This is a genomic window from Enterobacter sp. JBIWA005, assembly GCF_019968805.1.
GTDB classification, from domain to species: domain Bacteria; phylum Pseudomonadota; class Gammaproteobacteria; order Enterobacterales; family Enterobacteriaceae; genus Enterobacter; species Enterobacter vonholyi.
Genome location: NZ_CP074159.1, coordinates 1,707,638 through 1,724,826, shown reverse-complemented (window position 1 = coordinate 1,724,826; position 17,189 = coordinate 1,707,638). Strand labels below are relative to the sequence as shown.

The window sequence follows — 17,189 nt, the reverse complement described above, 5'->3', positions numbered from 1 at the left end:
TCAGTTCCCCCCCTGCAGGACGTTCATCATGCCTTTGATTTGTCCGCCGAGTACGGTCAGGCCCGTCTGGTATTTCAGGCTGTTATCGGCAAACTGTGTACGCTCCCGGTCCATATCCACGGTGTTACCGTCGAGTGAGGGCTGATCGGGAATGCGGTAAAGTAAATCGGTCGCTGGCGCGGTCATCGCCTGAGCAGGAATATGGCGAGAGGATGTCATGGCGAGTGCAACACCCGTTCCTTCGGCACGTCCACGCTCCATCACCTTTTTGAGTTCACTGGAAAAATCAATATCGCGCGCCTGAAACCCCGGGGTATCGGCGTTAGCGATGTTGGCGGCTAAAATCTCCTGCCGCTGGGCGCGTAAGTTGAGCGCTTCCTGCTGAAAACGTAACGCGGCGTCGAGTTTATCGAGCATGTCTCCTCCGCTGATGGCAAAATTTCAGTTCACAGCTTAAATCTCACCCGGTCTCACCTATCGACGGAATAAGCGCAAAATGCGTCGCTATTTATTGCGTTGATGCAAAACCACTGCAGGTAGAATTCATTCAATTCTGGAAACGGTGGAACTTGCGATGCAAACGTTAAAACGTGGCCTGGTGGCAACTTTCTTGCTGTTTAGCCCTCTGGTGCAGGCTGATGGCTTACAGGATCGGCTGACGGCTTTTTTTGCTGAAAAGCTGGCGGGCTTTTCCGATGAGGTTAACGTTACCGTGCGCACCCCACCGAATCTGTACCCAACCTGTGACCAACCGTCATTCAGCGTGACAGGGACTACCAGGCTGTGGGGGAATGTGAACGTGCTGGCACGCTGCGCGAACGAAAAACGCTATTTACAGGTTGCAGTTCAGGCGACGGGCAATTATGTTGTCGCCGCCGTGCCCATTGCGCGCGGCAGCGTCCTGCAGACGAACAGCGTGACGTTAAAACGCGGGCGTCTGGATCAGCTGCCGCCACGCACCATGCTTGAAATGAACCAGGCACAGGACGCCGTCAGCCTGCGTGATGTCGCCCCCGGCCAGCCGATACAGCTTTCAATGCTGCGTCAATCGTGGCGGGTAAAAGCGGGTCAACAGGTGATGGTGGTGGCCAACGGAGATGGCTTTAGCATCAACAGTGAAGGGAAAGCGTTAAACAATGCCGCGGTTGCGCAAAACGCCCGCGTCAGAATGTCCTCAGGCCAGGTGGTGAGCGGAACCGTCGATTCTGATGGGAATATTCTGATTAACCTATAATCTTTTTAAAGATTTCGCGGCGCGTGCCGATAAATATTCCACTAATGATGATATCAGGCGCAAACGCCGCGAACCCTCGATGAGGACAACACTATGAGCATTGATCGTACATCAGCCCTGAAGCCGGTAAGCGCTGTACAACCTCGCGAAACGAATGACGCTCCTGCGCAGAAAACGCGTCTGGAAAAACCGTCAACGTCCAACAGCACCAGCGTTACCCTGAGCGACGCGCAGGCAAAACTGATGCAGCCAGGCAGCAACGATATCAATATGGAACGTGTTGAAGCGCTGAAAACGGCTATTCGTAACGGTGAGCTGAAAATGGACACCAGCAAAATCGCTGACGCCCTGATTCAGGAAGCACAGAGTTTCTTACAGAGTAACTAACCGTATGAGTCGACTGTCAGAAATACTGGATCAAATGACGGTTGTTCTTAACGACCTGAAAACGGTAATGGACGCTGAACAACAGCATCTCTCTTCCGGTCACATCAACGGCAGTGCGCTGCAGCGTATTACTGAAGATAAGAGTTCACTCCTGGCGACGCTGGATTATCTGGAGCAGCAGCGCCGCGCTGAGCAGGATCCTAAGCGTAGCGCCAATGACGATATTATTGAGCGCTGGCAAACCATTACCGAAAAAACCCAGCATCTGCGCGATCTTAACCAGCACAACGGCTGGCTACTGGAAGGTCAGATTGAGCGTAACCAGCAGGCGCTTGAGGTATTGAAACCGCATAAAGAAACCGGACTGTACGGTGCGGATGGTCAGACAGCGACTGCGCGTATTGCGGGAGTTAAAAAGATTTCGATTTGACGCCTGAGCGACAAATCATGCAGCGGGGAGCACCATAAGGTGAACTCCCCTTTTGGTGTTTATGCCGTACGGCGGGCAAACTCTTTCACTTTGAACCCCAGCACCGCGAGCGTGGCAAAATAAGCCACCACCCCGACGCCTACCACGGCCATCAGCCGCATCAGACGGTAAGGCATGGTGCCCAGGGACCATTCCGGCATCACGTACATCATGCCAAGCAGCGCGGCAGACATTACCAGTACCGCAACGATCAGACGCGCCAGGAAACTCCCCCAGCCCGGCTGCGGCGTAAAAATATCCTGCTTGCGCAGCTGCCAGTATAACAGCCCGGCATTCAGACAGGCCGCCAGACCAATCGATAATGACAGGCCTGCATGCTTCAGCGGACCAATAAACGCCAGGTTCATCAGCTGCGTCATAATCAGCGTCACGATGGCAATTTTCACCGGCGTTTTGATGTCCTGACGCGAGTAGAACCCTGGCGCCAGCACCTTGACGACGATCAGCCCCATCAATCCGACCGAGTAGGCAATCAGCGCGCGCTGGGTCATGGCAGCATCAAAAGCGGTGAATTTCCCGTACTGGAAGAGCGACACCGTTAAGGGTTTAGCCAGAATACCCAGCGCCACCGCGCTTGGCAGGGCCAGCAGGAAGCAGAGACGTAATCCCCAGTCCATCAGGCGACAATATTCATCGTGATTGCCGCTGGCAAAACTTTTCGACAGCGACGGCAGCAGAATGGTCCCCAGCGCCACGCCCAGCACCCCGGACGGAAATTCCATGAGGCGGTCGGCGTAGTACATCCAGGAAACCGAGCCGGACACGAGGAAAGAGGCAAAGATGGTGTTGATGATAAGCGAGATCTGGCTGACTGAGACGCCGAGAATGGCGGGCCCCATCTGCTTGATCACGCGCATCGCCCCGGCATCTTTGAGATTGATGCGCGGCAGCACCAGCATGCCGATTTTTTTCAGATGCGGCAGCTGATACGCCAGCTGCAGCACGCCGCCGACGGTGACCGCCCAGGCCAGCGCCAGCACCGGCGGGTTGAAGTGCGGCGCGGCGAAGAGGGCAAAACCGATCATGCTGACGTTGAGAAACGTCGGCGCAAACGCCGGTACAGAGAAGCGGTTCCAGGTATTCAGGACAGCCCCCACCAGCGAAGCCAGCGAGATGAGCAGAATATAGGGGAAAGTAATGCGCAAAAGCTGCGAGGTCAGGGCAAATTTGTCAGCCGTATCGGCAAACCCGGGCGCGGTCACCATAATTACCCAGGGCGCGGTCAGCATCCCGAGTACGGTCACCACAGCTAAAGCCAGCGTCAGCAATCCGGAGACATAAGAAACAAAGACGCGCGTCGCGTCTTCACCCTGCTTGCTTTTATATTCCGCCAGAATGGGCACGAATGCCTGGGAAAACGCCCCTTCAGCAAAAATACGACGCAGCAGGTTCGGCAATTTGAAGGCGACGAAAAAGGCGTCCGTGGCCATCCCTGCACCAAATACCCTTGCCACAATGGCGTCGCGTGCAAAACCCAGCACGCGGGAAAACATGGTCATCGAGCTGACGGCCGCCAGCGATTTTAATAAGTTCATTAACGTGAATTTCCAGAACCATACGGATTTCCAGGACGGGCAAGCGTAAGCGCCACCCGGCAAAGCCTACAAGCGGCGCTTAGTCTACCCGGATTTCAACGAATTACTATCCGCAGATGTTACAGCGAGTTATTCACTCATGGCATCGCGCCAGAGCCTTTCTACAATGCGCTGCGCCATAATGGCCTGCTCGCCGGACGTTTCAGGAACCGTCTGATTTTGCACGCAGGAGATAAAGTGGCGGGCGCATCCTGCGAAACCGCGCTGCTCTAGGGTGCTCTGCCAGCCTGGCGCCGGGAGCGTCACCACGCCGCTGCCCTTCTCTTCCCGCCACTCGCGCATGTCCGTAATGTCGTACAGCGCGCCGTCGGTCACCGCCTGCACGGATTCACGCTGGCTACCCGCCCGGCGGTGCATGCTGGTGGTAATCTGAAGATGCTCAACGGAAAAGTGGTGTTCAGCGTAGACCATTTGCCCCTGATCGTTTGTCACGAGGGTGCCGCTTTTCAGCTGCGCATTACCGTTGGTCAGCCACAGCGCCGTATCCACCACATGCAGGTAATCATCCAGAAGGGTGAACCGCAGATCGTTTGGCCCAATGCTGTCGGTACGGTGCTTATCCATTCGCAGCGAGGAAAGCGTGCCCGACTGCGCCTTAAGCTGCTGGTAAAGCGGCGCGAAGCGGCGGTTGAAACCCACCATCAGCGTCAGTTTTTTGCGTGCCGCCAGCTCGATCAGACGTTCCGCGTCCGGAACATTTTCCGCCAGCGGTTTATCCACGCAGACGTGAACCCCCGCATTGAGCAGCTCGCTCACCACCTGATAGTGGGTTGCCGTTGAGGTATGCACAAAAACCGCATCACACTCGCGGGCCAGAACCTGCAGGGAGGCAGCGTACGGAATGCGCCAGGTTTCGCAGATACGTTCTGCCTTTTCTCGCGTGGGTGACCATGCCCCTTGCAGGGTCCAGTCCGTCGCCGCACCTAAAACAGGCAGCCAGGATTTTTGCGCGATGCCGCCCAGCCCCACCACGCCTACGCGTAATTTTTTCACCGTCAGTCTCCCAGATGTGCCAGCAAGGTATCCAGACGCTGTTTCAGCCCGGCGACCTCTTCTTCCAGCGCTTCTACGCGCGCGACAAGAGTGTCAGTGCCTGCTGAGGATACCGCGTCGCTCTCCACGGTAGCGACATCGACGTCGCCGCTGAACAGATGCATATAGCGGCTTTCACGTTTGCCTGGCTCGCGCGCCAGACGCACCACGTACGGGCCGTCTTCACGAGAAGCCAGCCCTTCCAGGGTCTGCTCGACCTCCTGCATATCGCTGAACTCATGCATACGGGAAGCGCGCGTGCGCAGTTCCCCCGGCGTCTGCGCCCCGCGCAGCAGCAGCGTGGTGATGACCGCCACTTCCGCGCTGCTCAACTTCAGGTCGCCAAATTCGGAGTTACAAAAGCGCTGTTCGTACTTGGTCACGCGGTTGCCGAAGCCGCTGACGGTGCGCAGATAGTGCCGTTTTACCAGCGCATCCAGCACGTCCTGAACGCCATGCTCGCTGAGGTTCATCACCGGCTCGCGGTTGGTTTTCTGGTTGCAGGCCATGGTCACGGCGTTGACGGAGAGCGGATACTGCTCCGGCGTGGTGACCTGTTTTTCGAGTAAGCACCCAATCACGCGCGCTTCTGTACCGTTTAGCTGATACTTCATCTTTTCTCCTTAACGACCTGCGGTCCAGTCCCGGGTGGTTAACGCCGTCAGAACGTGGTCGCGCCACTCTCCGTCAATCAGCAGATAGTCTTTGGCGTAACCCTCTTTCTCGAACCCTAAACGCGCCAGCAAATTGCCGCTGCGCTGATTATGCGGCATATAGTTCGCCATGATGCGATGGATATGCTGCGTGCGTTGCATATAGCGGATCGCCACCGTTAACGCCTCGTACATCAGCCCCTGCCCCTGCCATTTCTGGCCGATGGAGTAGCCAAGGTAGCAGGCGTGAAACGACCCGCGCACCACGTTTGAAAAATTGGCGATCCCGATAATCTCTTTCTCTTCGGGATCCAGCAGCGCGAAATAAAACGCGCTGCCCTGCTTGTGAAATTCCGTAATCATGCTGAGGCGCGCCTGCCAGCCGGAAGGGTAACAATGGCTCTCATCCCGAACGGGTTCCCAGGGTTTTAAAAACTGGCGATTCTCGGCGTAATAATCCGCCAGACGCCAGGCATCACGCTCATGCACCAGACGAACGACCAGCCTGTCCGTTGTCAGACGCACTTTTGGCACATTACTGCGATAGCCAAACATCGATCCCACTCCTTCCCGTCACTTCTGCTTACCCATTAGCTTTACTATACCTGCGCCTGCGCCGTCTGTGAAAACAGTGACATACCATTTTGGTCGCTTTTCACTATTTTCGATGAGAACTCTCTATCAAAGCACCCTTTTGATAAAAAAATATTGTCACGCCCGGGGGTGGGAAAAAACGCGGCGACACCGCAGAATGTTAGCGTGCTCACCATCTTATTTTCCCTGGAGGGAAAATGTCCCGCGTATCACAGGCCAGGAGCCTGGGTAAATATTTCCTGCTCGTCGATAACATGCTGGTCGTGCTCGGCTTTTTTGTCGTTTTCCCCCTTATATCGATCCGCTTTGTCGATCAAATGGGCTGGGCGGCATTAATGGTTGGCATTGCCCTGGGGCTACGCCAGTTTGTCCAGCAGGGTCTGGGCGTCTTTGGCGGGGCTATCGCCGACCGCTTTGGCGCTAAACCGATGATCGTTACCGGTATGCTGCTGCGCGCGGCAGGGTTTGCCACGATGGCGGTCGCCCAGGAGCCCTGGCTGCTCTGGTTCTCCTGCTTTCTCTCCGGCATCGGGGGCACGCTGTTCGATCCGCCACGTACCGCGCTGGTGGTGAAGCTTATTCGCCCTCAGCACCGCGGCCGTTTCTTCTCGATTCTGATGATGCAGGACAGTGCCGGGGCGGTTGTCGGCGCCCTGCTGGGAAGCTGGCTGCTGCAGTATGACTTCCGTCTGGTCTGTGCGGCTGGGGCGGTGCTCTTTATTCTGTGCGCGCTGTTTAATGGCCTGTTCCTGCCCGCCTGGAAGCTGTCGACGGTCAAAGCGCCGGTCCGGGAAGGGCTTGGCCGGGTCCTGCGCGACAGGCGTTTTGTCACCTATGTGCTGACCCTGACGGGCTACTACATGCTGGCCGTACAGGTCATGCTGATGCTGCCGATCATGGTTAACGATATTGCGGGCACTCCTGCAGCCGTAAAATGGATGTACGCCATTGAAGCCTGCCTGTCGTTAACGCTGCTCTATCCGATTGCCCGCTGGAGCGAGCGGCGTTTTCGTCTGGAGCATCGCCTGATGGCCGGACTTTTCCTGATGACGCTGAGCATGATGCCGATCGGCCTGGTGAACTCTCTCCAGCAGCTGTTTACGCTGATTTGCACGTTCTATATTGGCTCAATCATCGCCGAGCCTGCCCGCGAAACGCTGAGCGCCTCGCTTGCGGATGCGCGTGCGCGCGGCAGCTATATGGGGTTCAGCCGCCTGGGGCTGGCGCTCGGCGGTGCATTAGGTTACGCCGGGGGCGGCTGGTTGTTTGATGCCGGCAAAGCGCTAAACCAGCCCGAGCTACCATGGATGATGCTCGGCGTGGTGGGCTTTATGACGCTACTGGCCCTGTGGTGGCAGTTCAGCCAAAAACGCAGCGCGAGCGGCATGCTCGAGCCTGGCGCGTAGCCTTTCCCTCGGGCGGGAGCGCCTCCCGCCCCACTTCTCAGTTTTTTCTGCTGGTTTCTGCCCATTCACGCTGACATACTGGCGTAACAGGACAGAAGCGCCGATTTTCGTTGAGGAACACTATGAAGAAAATTGTCTTTGCCGCTGCATTAGTTTTCAGCGGCCTGCTGGTTGGCTGTAACCAGCTCACGCAATATACCGTCAGTGAACAGGAAATTAATCAGGCGCTGGAAAAACATAACAATTTCTCTAAAGACATTGGCGTGCCGGGACTGGCGGACGCGCATATCGTGCTCACAAACCTGAGTAGCCAGATCGGACGTGAAGAGCCAAACAAAGTCACCCTGGCCGGTGATGCGGACCTCGATATGTCCTCCCTGTTTGGCAATCAGAAAGCCAACATCAAGCTCAAGCTGAAGGCACTCCCTGTTTTCAACAAAGAGAAAGGGGCGATTTTCCTGCAGGAGATGGAAGTGGTCGATGCGAAGGTGTCTCCGGACAAGATGGCACCGGTTCTGCAAACCCTGATGCCCTATCTGAATCAGTCGCTGCGTAATTATTTTAACCAGCAGCCCGCGTACGTCTTAAGTGCAGACAAAAGCAAGGGTGAAGCCCTGGCGAAAAAATACGCAAAAGGCATAGAGGTAAAACCGGGCGAAATTATCATTCCTTTCACCGATTAACCTGAAGGGCGCTGCGGCGCCCTTTTTTTTCACGGAAAAGTGTGCAAACGAAAACGTTTCCGCTTATGATTTGTGTCCGGCAAAAACAGCCATCCTTATGACTGATTCCTGACAAGCCGGAGCTTCCATGACTGCACAACCCCAGGTTCTTAAAATCCGCCGCCCTGACGACTGGCATATCCATCTGCGCGATGGCGATATGCTGAAAACCGTCGTGCCTTATACCAGCGAAATTTATGGCCGCGCGATTGTCATGCCTAACCTGGTTCCACCAGTCACCACCGTCGATGCCGCGATAGCCTATCGCCAGCGCATCCTGGATGCCGTGCCTGCGGGACACGATTTTACCCCGCTGATGACCTGCTATCTGACCGACTCGCTGGACCCGAACGAAGTGGAGCGTGGGTTTAACGAAGGCGTCTTTACGGCAGCGAAACTCTACCCGGCGAACGCCACCACCAACTCCAGCCACGGCGTCACCAGCATTGATGCCATCATGCCGGTTCTGGAACGCATGCAGAAACTGGGTATGCCGCTGCTGGTCCATGGTGAAGTCACGCACGCGGAGATTGATATCTTCGACCGTGAAGCCCGTTTTATCGAGACCGTGATGGAGCCTTTGCGCCAGCGCCTGCCCGCCCTAAAGGTGGTATTTGAGCATATCACCACCAAAGACGCGGCAGAGTACGTGCGTGACGGCAACGATCTTATCGCTGCCACCATTACGCCACAGCACCTGATGTTTAACCGTAACCACATGCTGGTGGGCGGGGTGCGCCCTCACCTCTACTGTCTGCCTATCCTCAAACGCAACATCCACCAGCAGGCGCTGCGCGAGCTGGTCGCCAGCGGGTTCTCCCGCGCGTTCCTCGGTACCGACTCCGCACCTCACGCCCGCCATCGTAAAGAGGCGAGCTGCGGCTGTGCAGGCTGCTTCAACGCCCCAACGGCGCTTGCCAGCTACGCAACAGTATTTGAAGAAATGAACGCGCTGGAACATTTCGAAGCATTCTGCTCCCTTAACGGCCCGCGCTTCTACGGCCTGCCGGTCAACGACACCTTCATCGAGCTGGAGCGGAAAGCGAGCCACGTTGAGGAGTCCATTGCCCTGACGGATGATACGCTGATCCCATTCCTGGCGGGTGAAACCGTTAACTGGACGGTAAAACGTTAAAAAATCAATCCCCCTTGTTGTCAAAAAGATAATATACCTGTATAAATAAACAGTATATTACACAGGGGGCATTTATGCGTATTGAAGTCACCATAGCCAAAACTACCGTTCTGCCTGCCGGCGCGCTTGATGCACTGGCAGGCGAATTATCCCGCCGTATTAACAACACCTTTCCCGATAACGCGGGTGCCGTAACGGTGCGTTACGCCGCGGCGAACAACCTCTCCGTCATTGGTGCTGCGAAAGAAGATAAAGATCGCATCAGCGAAATCCTGCAGGAAACGTGGGAAAGCGCAGACGACTGGTTTATCACAGATTAACACTGCTCCCTCATTGTGTTTTTTGCCGGGTCGCCCCGGCTTTTTTTTGTCTAAAAATCCTGCAAGTTCAAATTAATTCGGCATCTTCTTTAAGAATCGTGAACAAGATGGTGTTTTATTGTTCGAACAATCCTAAAAAGCAGAAAAATGTGTTGCCAGCTGTTTATTTTTCCCGTCGGAACCCTTATTACTTGGTATACTGAAGATGCTTTCAGAAAAACATGCATTGAACCTCAAAGCCGTTGTCTTCTAACACGCATTAAGGGGGTTATAATGGAAAAGAATAGTGAAGTGATCCAGACCCATCCACTGGTTGGTTGGGATATCAGTACCGTAGATAGCTACGATGCGCTGATGCTGCGTTTGCACTACCAGACCCCGAATCAACTCAACCGTGAAGAAGCGGAAGTTGGACAGACGCTGTGGCTAACAACAGACGTCGCCCGTCAGTTTATTTCTATTTTAGAAGCAGGTATTGCAAAAATAGAATCTGGCGACTATCAGGAAAATGAGTATAAACGGCACTAAGCTTATGCCCACTTTTCTCTCTACAGGCACCCTCGCGGTGCCTTATTTATTTCTCCCTTGTCTAACCCCGCGTTGTTAATTACTCTGCTAACAAAACGTCAGTTTATGAGATGCATATGAAATACGACTTAATCATTATTGGTAGCGGCTCCGTGGGTTCCGCCGCCGGTTATTACGCAACACAGGCAGGCCTGAAGGTCCTGATGATCGATGCCCACCTTCCTCCTCATTCGGAGGGCAGCCATCATGGCGATACCCGCCTCATGCGCCATGCGTATGGAGAAGGCGAGCGCTATGTACCGCTGGTGCTTCGCGCCCAGACGCTGTGGGACGAGCTGGCGAAGCAGACCGAAGAGCGTATTTTCGAGCGTACCGGCGTTATCAACCTTGGCCCTGCTAATTCTGATTTTCTCGCCAGCGTCGAGCGCAGCGCAAAAGCCTTTAATCTTGATGTCGAGAAGCTGGACGCGACGGGCATTACCGCGCGCTGGCCTGAAATTACCGTCCCCGACGATTACATTGGCCTCTTTGAAGCCCACTCCGGCGTGCTGCACTGTGAAACAGCGATCAAAACCTGGATCGATCTTGCCGCGAAAGCCGGCTGCGCGCAGCTGTTTAACTGTCCGGTAGAGGCTATCACCCATGACGAGAATGGCGTCACGGTAACGACTATTGACGGCGACTATTCAGCGTCCCGCCTGCTCGTCAGCGCAGGAACCTGGGTCACGCGCCTGCTGCCGGAACTGCCTGTCCAGCCGGTGCGTAAGGTCTTCTCCTGGTTCCAGTCGGATGGGCGCTACAGCGCGCAGAATAAATTCCCGGCCTTTACCGGCGAATTGCCGAATGGCGATCAGTTCTACGGTTTCCCTTCCGAGAAAGACGCGCTGAAAATCGGTAAACACAACGGTGGCCAGGCTATCGCCTCTCCTGACGAGCGTAAGCCCTTCGGCGCCTTCCCACAGGATGGTTCAGAGGCCTTCTCGTTCCTGCGCAATATTCTTCCAGGCGTCGGTGGCTTGCTGTATGGCGCGGCCTGTACCTACGACAACACGCCGGATGAAGACTTTATCATTGACACCCTGCCGGGGCATGACAACGTCCTGCTGATTACCGGGCTGAGCGGCCACGGCTTTAAGTTTGCTTCCGTGCTGGGTGAAATCGCCGCGCAGTTTGCCCAGGGCATCACGCCGCAGTTTGATCTGACGCCCTTCTCCCTCTCGCGATTTAACGGATAATCCGCCACGGGCTCCGGACGTCCCGGAGCCCGTTTCATTTACACTGCATGTTGGGGCGTTATGCGCAGGATCGTTAACTTTCTTATGAATAATATTCGCGAGCATTTTATGCTCTATATCTTACTGTGGGCGCTGCTGGCCATTATTGATTTTGTTTACATCGTATTTTATTGAAAACCATGATTGACAATAATTGACGTTTATTTAGCTTTGCTGAAACTCTCAATTTCATCTTGCACGAAGACATTGAATTACATTTATTGATCCTGTTCAAAAATGCTGAAATAAATAAAATAAAAATCAATAGACAATTATTTCAGTTGCAATATCAACTCTTCCCGTTCATTTTTACCCTTCGGTTTATTTGAAATGGACATTCTTATGCAATTGCGTAACTCCTCCCGGCGCTACGGAATAATATCCATAAGTTTGCACTGGATATTTGCTCTTGCCGTCTACGGTATGTTTGGACTTGGGCTCTGGATGGTCACGCTCAGCTATTACGATGGCTGGTATCACCAGGCGCCAGAGTTGCATAAAAGTATTGGTGTCCTGCTGATGCTGGGGCTGGTCTTCCGAGTGATCTGGCGACATATCTCCCCGCCGCCCGCCGCGCCAACGTCTCACAGCAAATTTACCCGCGTTAGTGCAGTCGCCGCGCATATTGCCCTCTATGCGCTGCTGTTTGTCATCCTGATTAGCGGCTATCTCATTTCGACGGCTGACGGTAAGCCGATTAACGTTTTTGGCCTGTTCGAGGTTCCGGCAACGCTTAGCGATGCCGGGGCGCAGGCCGATACGGCGGGGGTAGTTCACCTCTGGCTTGCCTGGAGCGTGGTGATCCTGTCCGTACTTCACGGGCTTGCCGCCCTCAAGCACCATTTTATTGATAAAGACGATACGCTAAAGCGCATGCTTGGCCGCTCGTCAGTTGACTCTGGAGCATAAAATGAAAAAACACCTGCTGGGTATCGCCCTGGGTTCTCTGTTATTCACCGCCGGTAATGCCGTGGCGGCGGAGTATAAAATTGATAAAGAGGGCCAGCACGCTTTCGTCAATTTCCGTATTCAGCACCTGGGCTACAGCTGGCTGTACGGCACCTTTAAGGATTTTGACGGCACGTTCACCTTTGACGAGAAAAATCCCGCGGCCGATAAAGTCAATGTGACGATTAATACGAACAGCGTCGACACGAACCACGCAGAGCGCGATAAACACCTGCGAAGTGGGGAGTTCCTCAACGTCGCGAAATTCCCGCAGGCGACCTTCACTTCTACTGAGGTGAAGAAAGACGGTGATAAGCTGAATATTACCGGCAACCTGACGCTTAACGGCGTAACCAAACCGGTCACGCTTGATGCTAAATTACTGGGCCAGGGTGACGATCCGTGGGGCGGTAAACGCGCAGGCTTTGAAGCGGCAGGGAAAATTCACCTGAAAGATTTTAATATCACAACGGATTTAGGCCCGGCGTCTCAGGACGTGGAGCTGATTATTTCCGTTGAAGGGGTACAGCAGAAATCATAATAACTTCGCCCGGTAGGTTTTCACCGTGCCGGGCGTTATTATCATTCCGGGTCAGGGATACCCAGTTTGGTATTCAGACGACCACGTGATTTATTAAAAATCTTGTTGCCGTTTTCACGTCCTGCGCGACGGCGACGTTGCTCTTCTTCCGGCAGGATGCTCTCTTCACTGCACAGCTCGCTACAGCAGCCGTTAAACTTCTCGGCACAGGCCGGGCACTGAATGAACAGCAGATGGCAGCCGTCGTTTTTGCAGTTGGTGTGGGTATCGCACGGCGCGCCGCACTGGTGGCACTGGGCAATAACGTCTTCAGAGATACGCTCACCCATCCGCTCGTCAAAGACAAAGTTTTTCCCGATAAAGCGTACCGGCAACCCCTGCTCACGGGCGCGACGAGCGTACTCAATAATGCCGCCTTCAATGTGCCAGACCTTATTGAAGCCGTTGTGCTTCATCCACGCGCTGGCTTTCTCGCAGCGGATACCGCCGGTGCAGTACATAACGATCTTTTTATCTTTATGCTCCTGCATCATCTCAACCGCTTTGGGCAATTGCTCGCGGAAGGTATCAGCCGGGATTTCCATCGCGTTCTCGAAATGCCCCACTTCGTACTCATAGTGGTTACGCATATCAATGAATACGGCATCCGGATCGTCCAGCATCGCATTCACTTCCGCCGCCTTGAGGTATTCACCGACGTCCGACGGGTTAAACTCAGGATCGTCGATACCGTCTGCCACGATGCGTTCACGCACCTTCATGCGCAGCACCCAGAAGGATTTCCCGTCATCATCCAGGGCAATATTCAGGCGTAAGCCGTCGAGTGCAGGGTCAAACTGATAAAGTACGTCACGGAAGGCGCTGACTTTGCTTTCCGGTACGCTAATCTGCGCGTTGATACCTTCACGGGCAAGGTAGACGCGGCCGAAGACGTTAAGCGCCGTGAACGCCTGATAAAGCGCATCGCGGGTCGCCTGCGGATCGTCGATCGTGAAGTATTTATAGAATGAGATGGTTGTGCGCGGTTCGGTTTCAGCCAACATACGCGCTTTTAACATCTCATTCGAAACGCGGTTGTGTAACACTGGCATGGTGTACAGTCCTGGAATCGTTAGAGAGAATGAAAAATCGGTCGGCATCATATAGCAAACAAAACCAATTTACATCCACACAATTTACGCTACATTTCACACACCCTGATTAATCAGGCTTAACAATTGCTGTATTCGTGCACGCTTCGAAAGCAGATATTTTGGCTACGTCTCAAAAAATGAGACACTAGCAAAACAGGACGTTTGAACACAGGAAAGACATGACCCAGTTACCAAAATTTACTGCCGCCCTTTTGCATCCCCGCTATTGGTTGACCTGGCTTGGCATCGGCTTTTTATGGCTTCTGGTACAGCTTCCCTACCCTGTTATTTTTCGGTTGGGTAAATTTCTGGGCCGCTTCGCGCAACTGTTTATGAAACGTCGAGCCAGAATCGCGTACCGCAATCTTGAGCTGTGTTTTCCGCAGATGAGCGAGTCAGAGCGTCACGATATGGTCGCGAAGAATTTCGAATCCGTCGGGATGGGCCTTATGGAAACCGGCATGGCGTGGTTCTGGCCGGACAAACGCATGGCTCGCTGGAGCGAGGTGACGGGCACCGGCATGGATCCGGTGCATTCGCTTCAGGCCAACCAGACGGGCGTTCTGCTGATTGGCGTCCATTTCCTGACGCTTGAAATCGGGGCGCGCATGTTCGGCATGCAGGCGCCGGGCATTGGCGTTTATCGCCCTAACGATAACCCGGTCATCGATTTAATCCAGACCAATGGCCGCATGCGCTCCAACAAAAGCATGATCGACCGTAAAGATCTGAAGGGAATGATCCGCGCGCTGAAATCCGGTGAAGTGGTCTGGTACGCCCCCGACCACGACTATGGCCCGCAGGCCAGCGTATTTGTCCCCTTCTTCGCCGTTGAAGAGGCCGCCACAACGACCGGAACCTGGATGCTGGCGCGGATGTCCAAAGCCGCCATCGTGCCTTTTGTTCCCCGCCGTAAGCCGGATGGTTCAGGCTACGAGCTGATGATGCTGGAGCCGGAACTCGCGCCGCCGCTCGACGATGCGGAAACGACCGCGCGCTGGATGAACAGCGTTGTGGAGAAGTGCATTATGCTGGCGCCCGAGCAGTACATGTGGTTGCACCGCCGCTTTAAAACGCGGCCACAAGGCACGCCGTCTCGCTATTAATCCTCATGCGGCCCTCAGGGCCGCATGCTGTTTTAGCTTTAAAAGCTCCCCCTCATTGCGGCATTCATAACCCAGGCGCATAATTAGCAGGCTTATTACTTCAAGCTTCAGGTGCTCAGCACCTCATTATGCGGATTGTTATGTCACCCTCAGATGCCCCCATAAACTGGAAGCGTAACCTCACGGTTGCGTGGCTTGGCTGTTTTCTTACCGGCGCGGCCTTTAGCCTGGTCATGCCCTTCCTGCCGCTCTACGTCGAACAGCTTGGCGTAACGGGCCACAGCGCGCTCAATATGTGGTCTGGCCTGGTATTCAGCATCACGTTTCTCTTTTCCGCGATGGCCTCACCCTTCTGGGGCGGCCTTGCAGACCGCAAGGGGCGAAAAATCATGCTGCTGCGCTCGGCGCTGGGGATGGCCATCATCATGGCGCTGATGGGCGTGGCGCAAAACGTCTGGCAGTTTCTAATACTGCGCGCGCTGCTGGGCCTGCTGGGAGGATTTATTCCCAACGCGAATGCCCTGATTGCCACACAAATTCCCCGCCATAAAAGCGGCTGGGCGCTGGGCACGCTCTCAACCGGCGGCGTGAGCGGTGCCCTGCTGGGGCCACTGGCCGGCGGACTCCTGGCCGATAGCTATGGACTGCGGCCGGTTTTCTTTATCACCGCCAGCGTGTTGTTCCTGTGCTTCATCCTCACCCTGCTCTGTATTCGGGAAAACTTCACGCCTGTCGCCAAAAAAGAGATGCTCCACGCCAGGGAAGTGCTGACCTCGCTCAAAAACCCCAGGCTGGTGCTGAGCTTGTTCGTAACAACACTGATTATTCAGGTAGCCACCGGGTCGATTGCCCCTATTCTGACGCTTTACGTTCGCGATCTGGCGGGTAACGTCAGCAACATTGCGTTCATCAGCGGGCTGATTGCCTCCGTACCCGGCGTGGCAGCGCTGCTGAGCGCCCCGAGGCTCGGAAAACTGGGGGACCGGGTGGGTCCGGAAAAAATACTGATCTGCGCGCTGGTGATTTCCGTCCTGCTGCTTATCCCGATGTCGATGGTGCAAACGCCATGGCAGCTGGGCGTCCTGCGCTTTTTACTGGGAGCCGCCGACGGCGCGTTACTGCCCGCCGTTCAGACCCTGCTGGTCTACAACTCTACAAACCAGATTGCCGGGCGTATTTTCAGCTATAACCAGTCGTTCCGGGACATCGGTAACGTCACCGGACCGCTGCTCGGGGCTGGGGTCTCCGCCAGCTTCGGTTTTCGCGCCGTCTTTATCGTGACGGCGGGCGTCGTGTTGTTCAATGCCATTTATTCATGGTTCAGTTTATCCCGCGCGTTACGGCCGGTGACGGAATAAGACGAACGCCTGACAGCTTATTTTCGTATTCATACTTGCAGAATCGGATATTCAGCTATTCTTTCCCTGAAACCTTCTGGAAAACAGGGAGACACCAATGACCATGTACGCCACGCTGGAAGAAGCTATTGATGCCGCTCGTGAAGAGTTCCTCGCCGACAACCCCGGCGTTGAAGAAGAAGATGCTGACGTGCAACAGCTTAATATCCAGAAATACGTTCTGCAGGATGGGGATATTATGTGGCAGGCCGAATTCTTTGCCGATGAAGGTGAAGAAGGGGAATGTTTGCCGATATTAAGTGGTGAAGGTGCGCAGGCAGTCTTTGACGGCGACTATGACGAAATCGAACTGCGGCAGGAATGGCTGGAAGAGAACACCCTGCACGAGTGGGATGAGGGTGAGTTTCAGCTTGAGCCGCCGCTTGATACGGAAGAAGGTCAAACCGCAGCCGATGAGTGGGACGAACGTTAATTTAGGTTATTCGTAAGGGCCGTGGCTGGCATCAATCGGCAGCAGCAGCGTGTCGAAAATCAGCGAGAACGGCAGATCGAGCACGGTCAGGTAGCGCCATGCGGAATCACGGAGATCCCATTTCACGCCAGGGTAATACTGATTCCCGTGGCCTTGCCCTGGAATGGTGCGACTGATGATACTGCCGCAGCCGCTGAGCAGGCATGCCATCAGTACGACGATGATTATTTTCATGAGTAACCTCTAAAAAAATACCGGCGA

General features: G+C 54.7%; 22 protein-coding genes. 15 read left to right on the top strand and 7 right to left on the bottom strand.

All coding sequences use genetic code 11. The annotated features are described in order from the left end of the window. Nucleotides 1–417: a flagellar basal body rod protein FlgB gene (gene flgB, locus KGP22_RS08150; RefSeq protein ID WP_023311135.1), complete on the bottom strand. Its 417-nt coding sequence runs from the start codon at nucleotides 415–417 to the stop codon at nucleotides 1–3. A 157-nt stretch (nucleotides 418–574) separates the two neighbouring features. Here flgB and flgA point away from each other — a divergent pair, with 157 nt between their 5' ends. From flgA to flgN, 3 genes are all read left to right on the top strand, one after another. Continuing rightward, a complete protein-coding gene (gene flgA, locus KGP22_RS08145; protein ID WP_111965532.1) occupies nucleotides 575–1,234 on the top strand; it encodes a flagellar basal body P-ring formation chaperone FlgA in 660 nt (219 codons plus the stop codon). A 93-nt stretch (nucleotides 1,235–1,327) separates the two neighbouring features. Beyond that, complete coding sequence (gene flgM, locus KGP22_RS08140) at nucleotides 1,328–1,621, top strand: flagellar biosynthesis anti-sigma factor FlgM (RefSeq protein ID WP_023311133.1); 294 nt, start codon at nucleotides 1,328–1,330, stop codon at nucleotides 1,619–1,621. A gap of 4 nt (nucleotides 1,622–1,625) precedes the next feature. Further along, complete coding sequence (gene flgN / locus KGP22_RS08135; RefSeq protein ID WP_008500818.1) at nucleotides 1,626–2,051, top strand: flagella biosynthesis chaperone FlgN; 426 nt, start codon at nucleotides 1,626–1,628, stop codon at nucleotides 2,049–2,051. Between the two features lie 59 nt (nucleotides 2,052–2,110). On the opposite strand, the gene murJ is transcribed toward flgN, so the two are convergent. From murJ to rimJ, 4 genes are all read right to left on the bottom strand, one after another. Then, nucleotides 2,111–3,646, bottom strand: coding sequence for a murein biosynthesis integral membrane protein MurJ (gene murJ, locus KGP22_RS08130; protein ID WP_223581856.1), 1,536 nt, complete (start codon nucleotides 3,644–3,646; stop codon nucleotides 2,111–2,113). 129 nt (nucleotides 3,647–3,775) lie between these two features. After that, the gene (locus KGP22_RS08125; protein ID WP_223581854.1) at nucleotides 3,776–4,699 is read right to left on the bottom strand and encodes a Gfo/Idh/MocA family oxidoreductase; all 924 of its coding nucleotides are present in this window, start codon (nucleotides 4,697–4,699) and stop codon (nucleotides 3,776–3,778) included. Between the two features lie 2 nt (nucleotides 4,700–4,701). Beyond that, a complete protein-coding gene (locus tag KGP22_RS08120) occupies nucleotides 4,702–5,352 on the bottom strand; it encodes a YceH family protein (RefSeq protein WP_223581852.1) in 651 nt (216 codons plus the stop codon). A 9-nt stretch (nucleotides 5,353–5,361) separates the two neighbouring features. Further along, entirely contained in the window at nucleotides 5,362–5,946 is a 585-nt protein-coding gene (gene rimJ / locus KGP22_RS08115) for a ribosomal protein S5-alanine N-acetyltransferase (RefSeq protein WP_008500822.1), read from the bottom strand. 236 nt (nucleotides 5,947–6,182) lie between these two features. Here rimJ and mdtH point away from each other — a divergent pair, with 236 nt between their 5' ends. The 9 genes from mdtH (at nucleotide 6,183) to KGP22_RS08070 (ending at nucleotide 12,859) form a co-directional block, all read left to right on the top strand. After that, the gene (gene mdtH / locus KGP22_RS08110) at nucleotides 6,183–7,391 is read left to right on the top strand and encodes a multidrug efflux MFS transporter MdtH (RefSeq protein WP_149366324.1); all 1,209 of its coding nucleotides are present in this window, start codon (nucleotides 6,183–6,185) and stop codon (nucleotides 7,389–7,391) included. Between the two features lie 122 nt (nucleotides 7,392–7,513). Then, nucleotides 7,514–8,074, top strand: a complete 561-nt coding sequence (locus KGP22_RS08105; protein WP_223581850.1) for a lipoprotein — start codon at nucleotides 7,514–7,516, stop codon at nucleotides 8,072–8,074. Between the two features lie 127 nt (nucleotides 8,075–8,201). Continuing rightward, a complete protein-coding gene (gene pyrC, locus KGP22_RS08100) occupies nucleotides 8,202–9,248 on the top strand; it encodes a dihydroorotase (protein WP_023311125.1) in 1,047 nt (348 codons plus the stop codon). 74 nt (nucleotides 9,249–9,322) lie between these two features. Continuing rightward, on the top strand, nucleotides 9,323–9,568 hold the full coding sequence (dinI, locus tag KGP22_RS08095; protein ID WP_008500826.1) for a DNA damage-inducible protein I: 246 nt from the start codon (nucleotides 9,323–9,325) through the stop codon (nucleotides 9,566–9,568). Nucleotides 9,569–9,841: 273 nt separating this feature from the next. Beyond that, nucleotides 9,842–10,096 (top strand): biofilm formation regulator BssS, encoded by a 255-nt coding sequence (gene bssS / locus KGP22_RS08090; RefSeq protein ID WP_008500827.1) that lies wholly within the window; start codon nucleotides 9,842–9,844, stop codon nucleotides 10,094–10,096. A gap of 116 nt (nucleotides 10,097–10,212) precedes the next feature. Then, the gene (gene solA / locus KGP22_RS08085) at nucleotides 10,213–11,331 is read left to right on the top strand and encodes an N-methyl-L-tryptophan oxidase (RefSeq protein WP_223581847.1); all 1,119 of its coding nucleotides are present in this window, start codon (nucleotides 10,213–10,215) and stop codon (nucleotides 11,329–11,331) included. 60 nt (nucleotides 11,332–11,391) lie between these two features. Next, complete coding sequence (locus tag KGP22_RS08080; RefSeq protein ID WP_032639612.1) at nucleotides 11,392–11,505, top strand: YceO family protein; 114 nt, start codon at nucleotides 11,392–11,394, stop codon at nucleotides 11,503–11,505. Nucleotides 11,506–11,712: 207 nt separating this feature from the next. Beyond that, complete coding sequence (locus KGP22_RS08075) at nucleotides 11,713–12,279, top strand: cytochrome b (protein WP_223581845.1); 567 nt, start codon at nucleotides 11,713–11,715, stop codon at nucleotides 12,277–12,279. Nucleotide 12,280: 1 nt separating this feature from the next. Next, nucleotides 12,281–12,859: a YceI family protein gene (locus KGP22_RS08070; RefSeq protein WP_149366323.1), complete on the top strand. Its 579-nt coding sequence runs from the start codon at nucleotides 12,281–12,283 to the stop codon at nucleotides 12,857–12,859. 41 nt (nucleotides 12,860–12,900) lie between these two features. Here the strand turns inward: KGP22_RS08070 and KGP22_RS08065 are convergent, their stop codons facing one another. Beyond that, nucleotides 12,901–13,950, bottom strand: a complete 1,050-nt coding sequence (locus KGP22_RS08065) for a rhodanese-related sulfurtransferase (protein WP_111965842.1) — start codon at nucleotides 13,948–13,950, stop codon at nucleotides 12,901–12,903. 221 nt (nucleotides 13,951–14,171) lie between these two features. Between KGP22_RS08065 and KGP22_RS08060 the strand changes: the two genes are divergently transcribed. From KGP22_RS08060 to KGP22_RS08050, 3 genes are all read left to right on the top strand, one after another. Then, nucleotides 14,172–15,098: a Kdo(2)-lipid IV(A) acyltransferase gene (locus tag KGP22_RS08060; RefSeq protein ID WP_223581843.1), complete on the top strand. Its 927-nt coding sequence runs from the start codon at nucleotides 14,172–14,174 to the stop codon at nucleotides 15,096–15,098. Between the two features lie 140 nt (nucleotides 15,099–15,238). Continuing rightward, a complete protein-coding gene (gene mdtG / locus KGP22_RS08055; RefSeq protein ID WP_223581836.1) occupies nucleotides 15,239–16,456 on the top strand; it encodes a multidrug efflux MFS transporter MdtG in 1,218 nt (405 codons plus the stop codon). Nucleotides 16,457–16,553: 97 nt separating this feature from the next. After that, complete coding sequence (locus tag KGP22_RS08050) at nucleotides 16,554–16,928, top strand: MysB family protein (protein ID WP_023311118.1); 375 nt, start codon at nucleotides 16,554–16,556, stop codon at nucleotides 16,926–16,928. A gap of 6 nt (nucleotides 16,929–16,934) precedes the next feature. On the opposite strand, the gene KGP22_RS08045 is transcribed toward KGP22_RS08050, so the two are convergent. Further along, the gene (locus KGP22_RS08045) at nucleotides 16,935–17,162 is read right to left on the bottom strand and encodes a YceK/YidQ family lipoprotein (RefSeq protein ID WP_032650824.1); all 228 of its coding nucleotides are present in this window, start codon (nucleotides 17,160–17,162) and stop codon (nucleotides 16,935–16,937) included. Nucleotides 17,163–17,189: the final 27 nt, after the last annotated feature.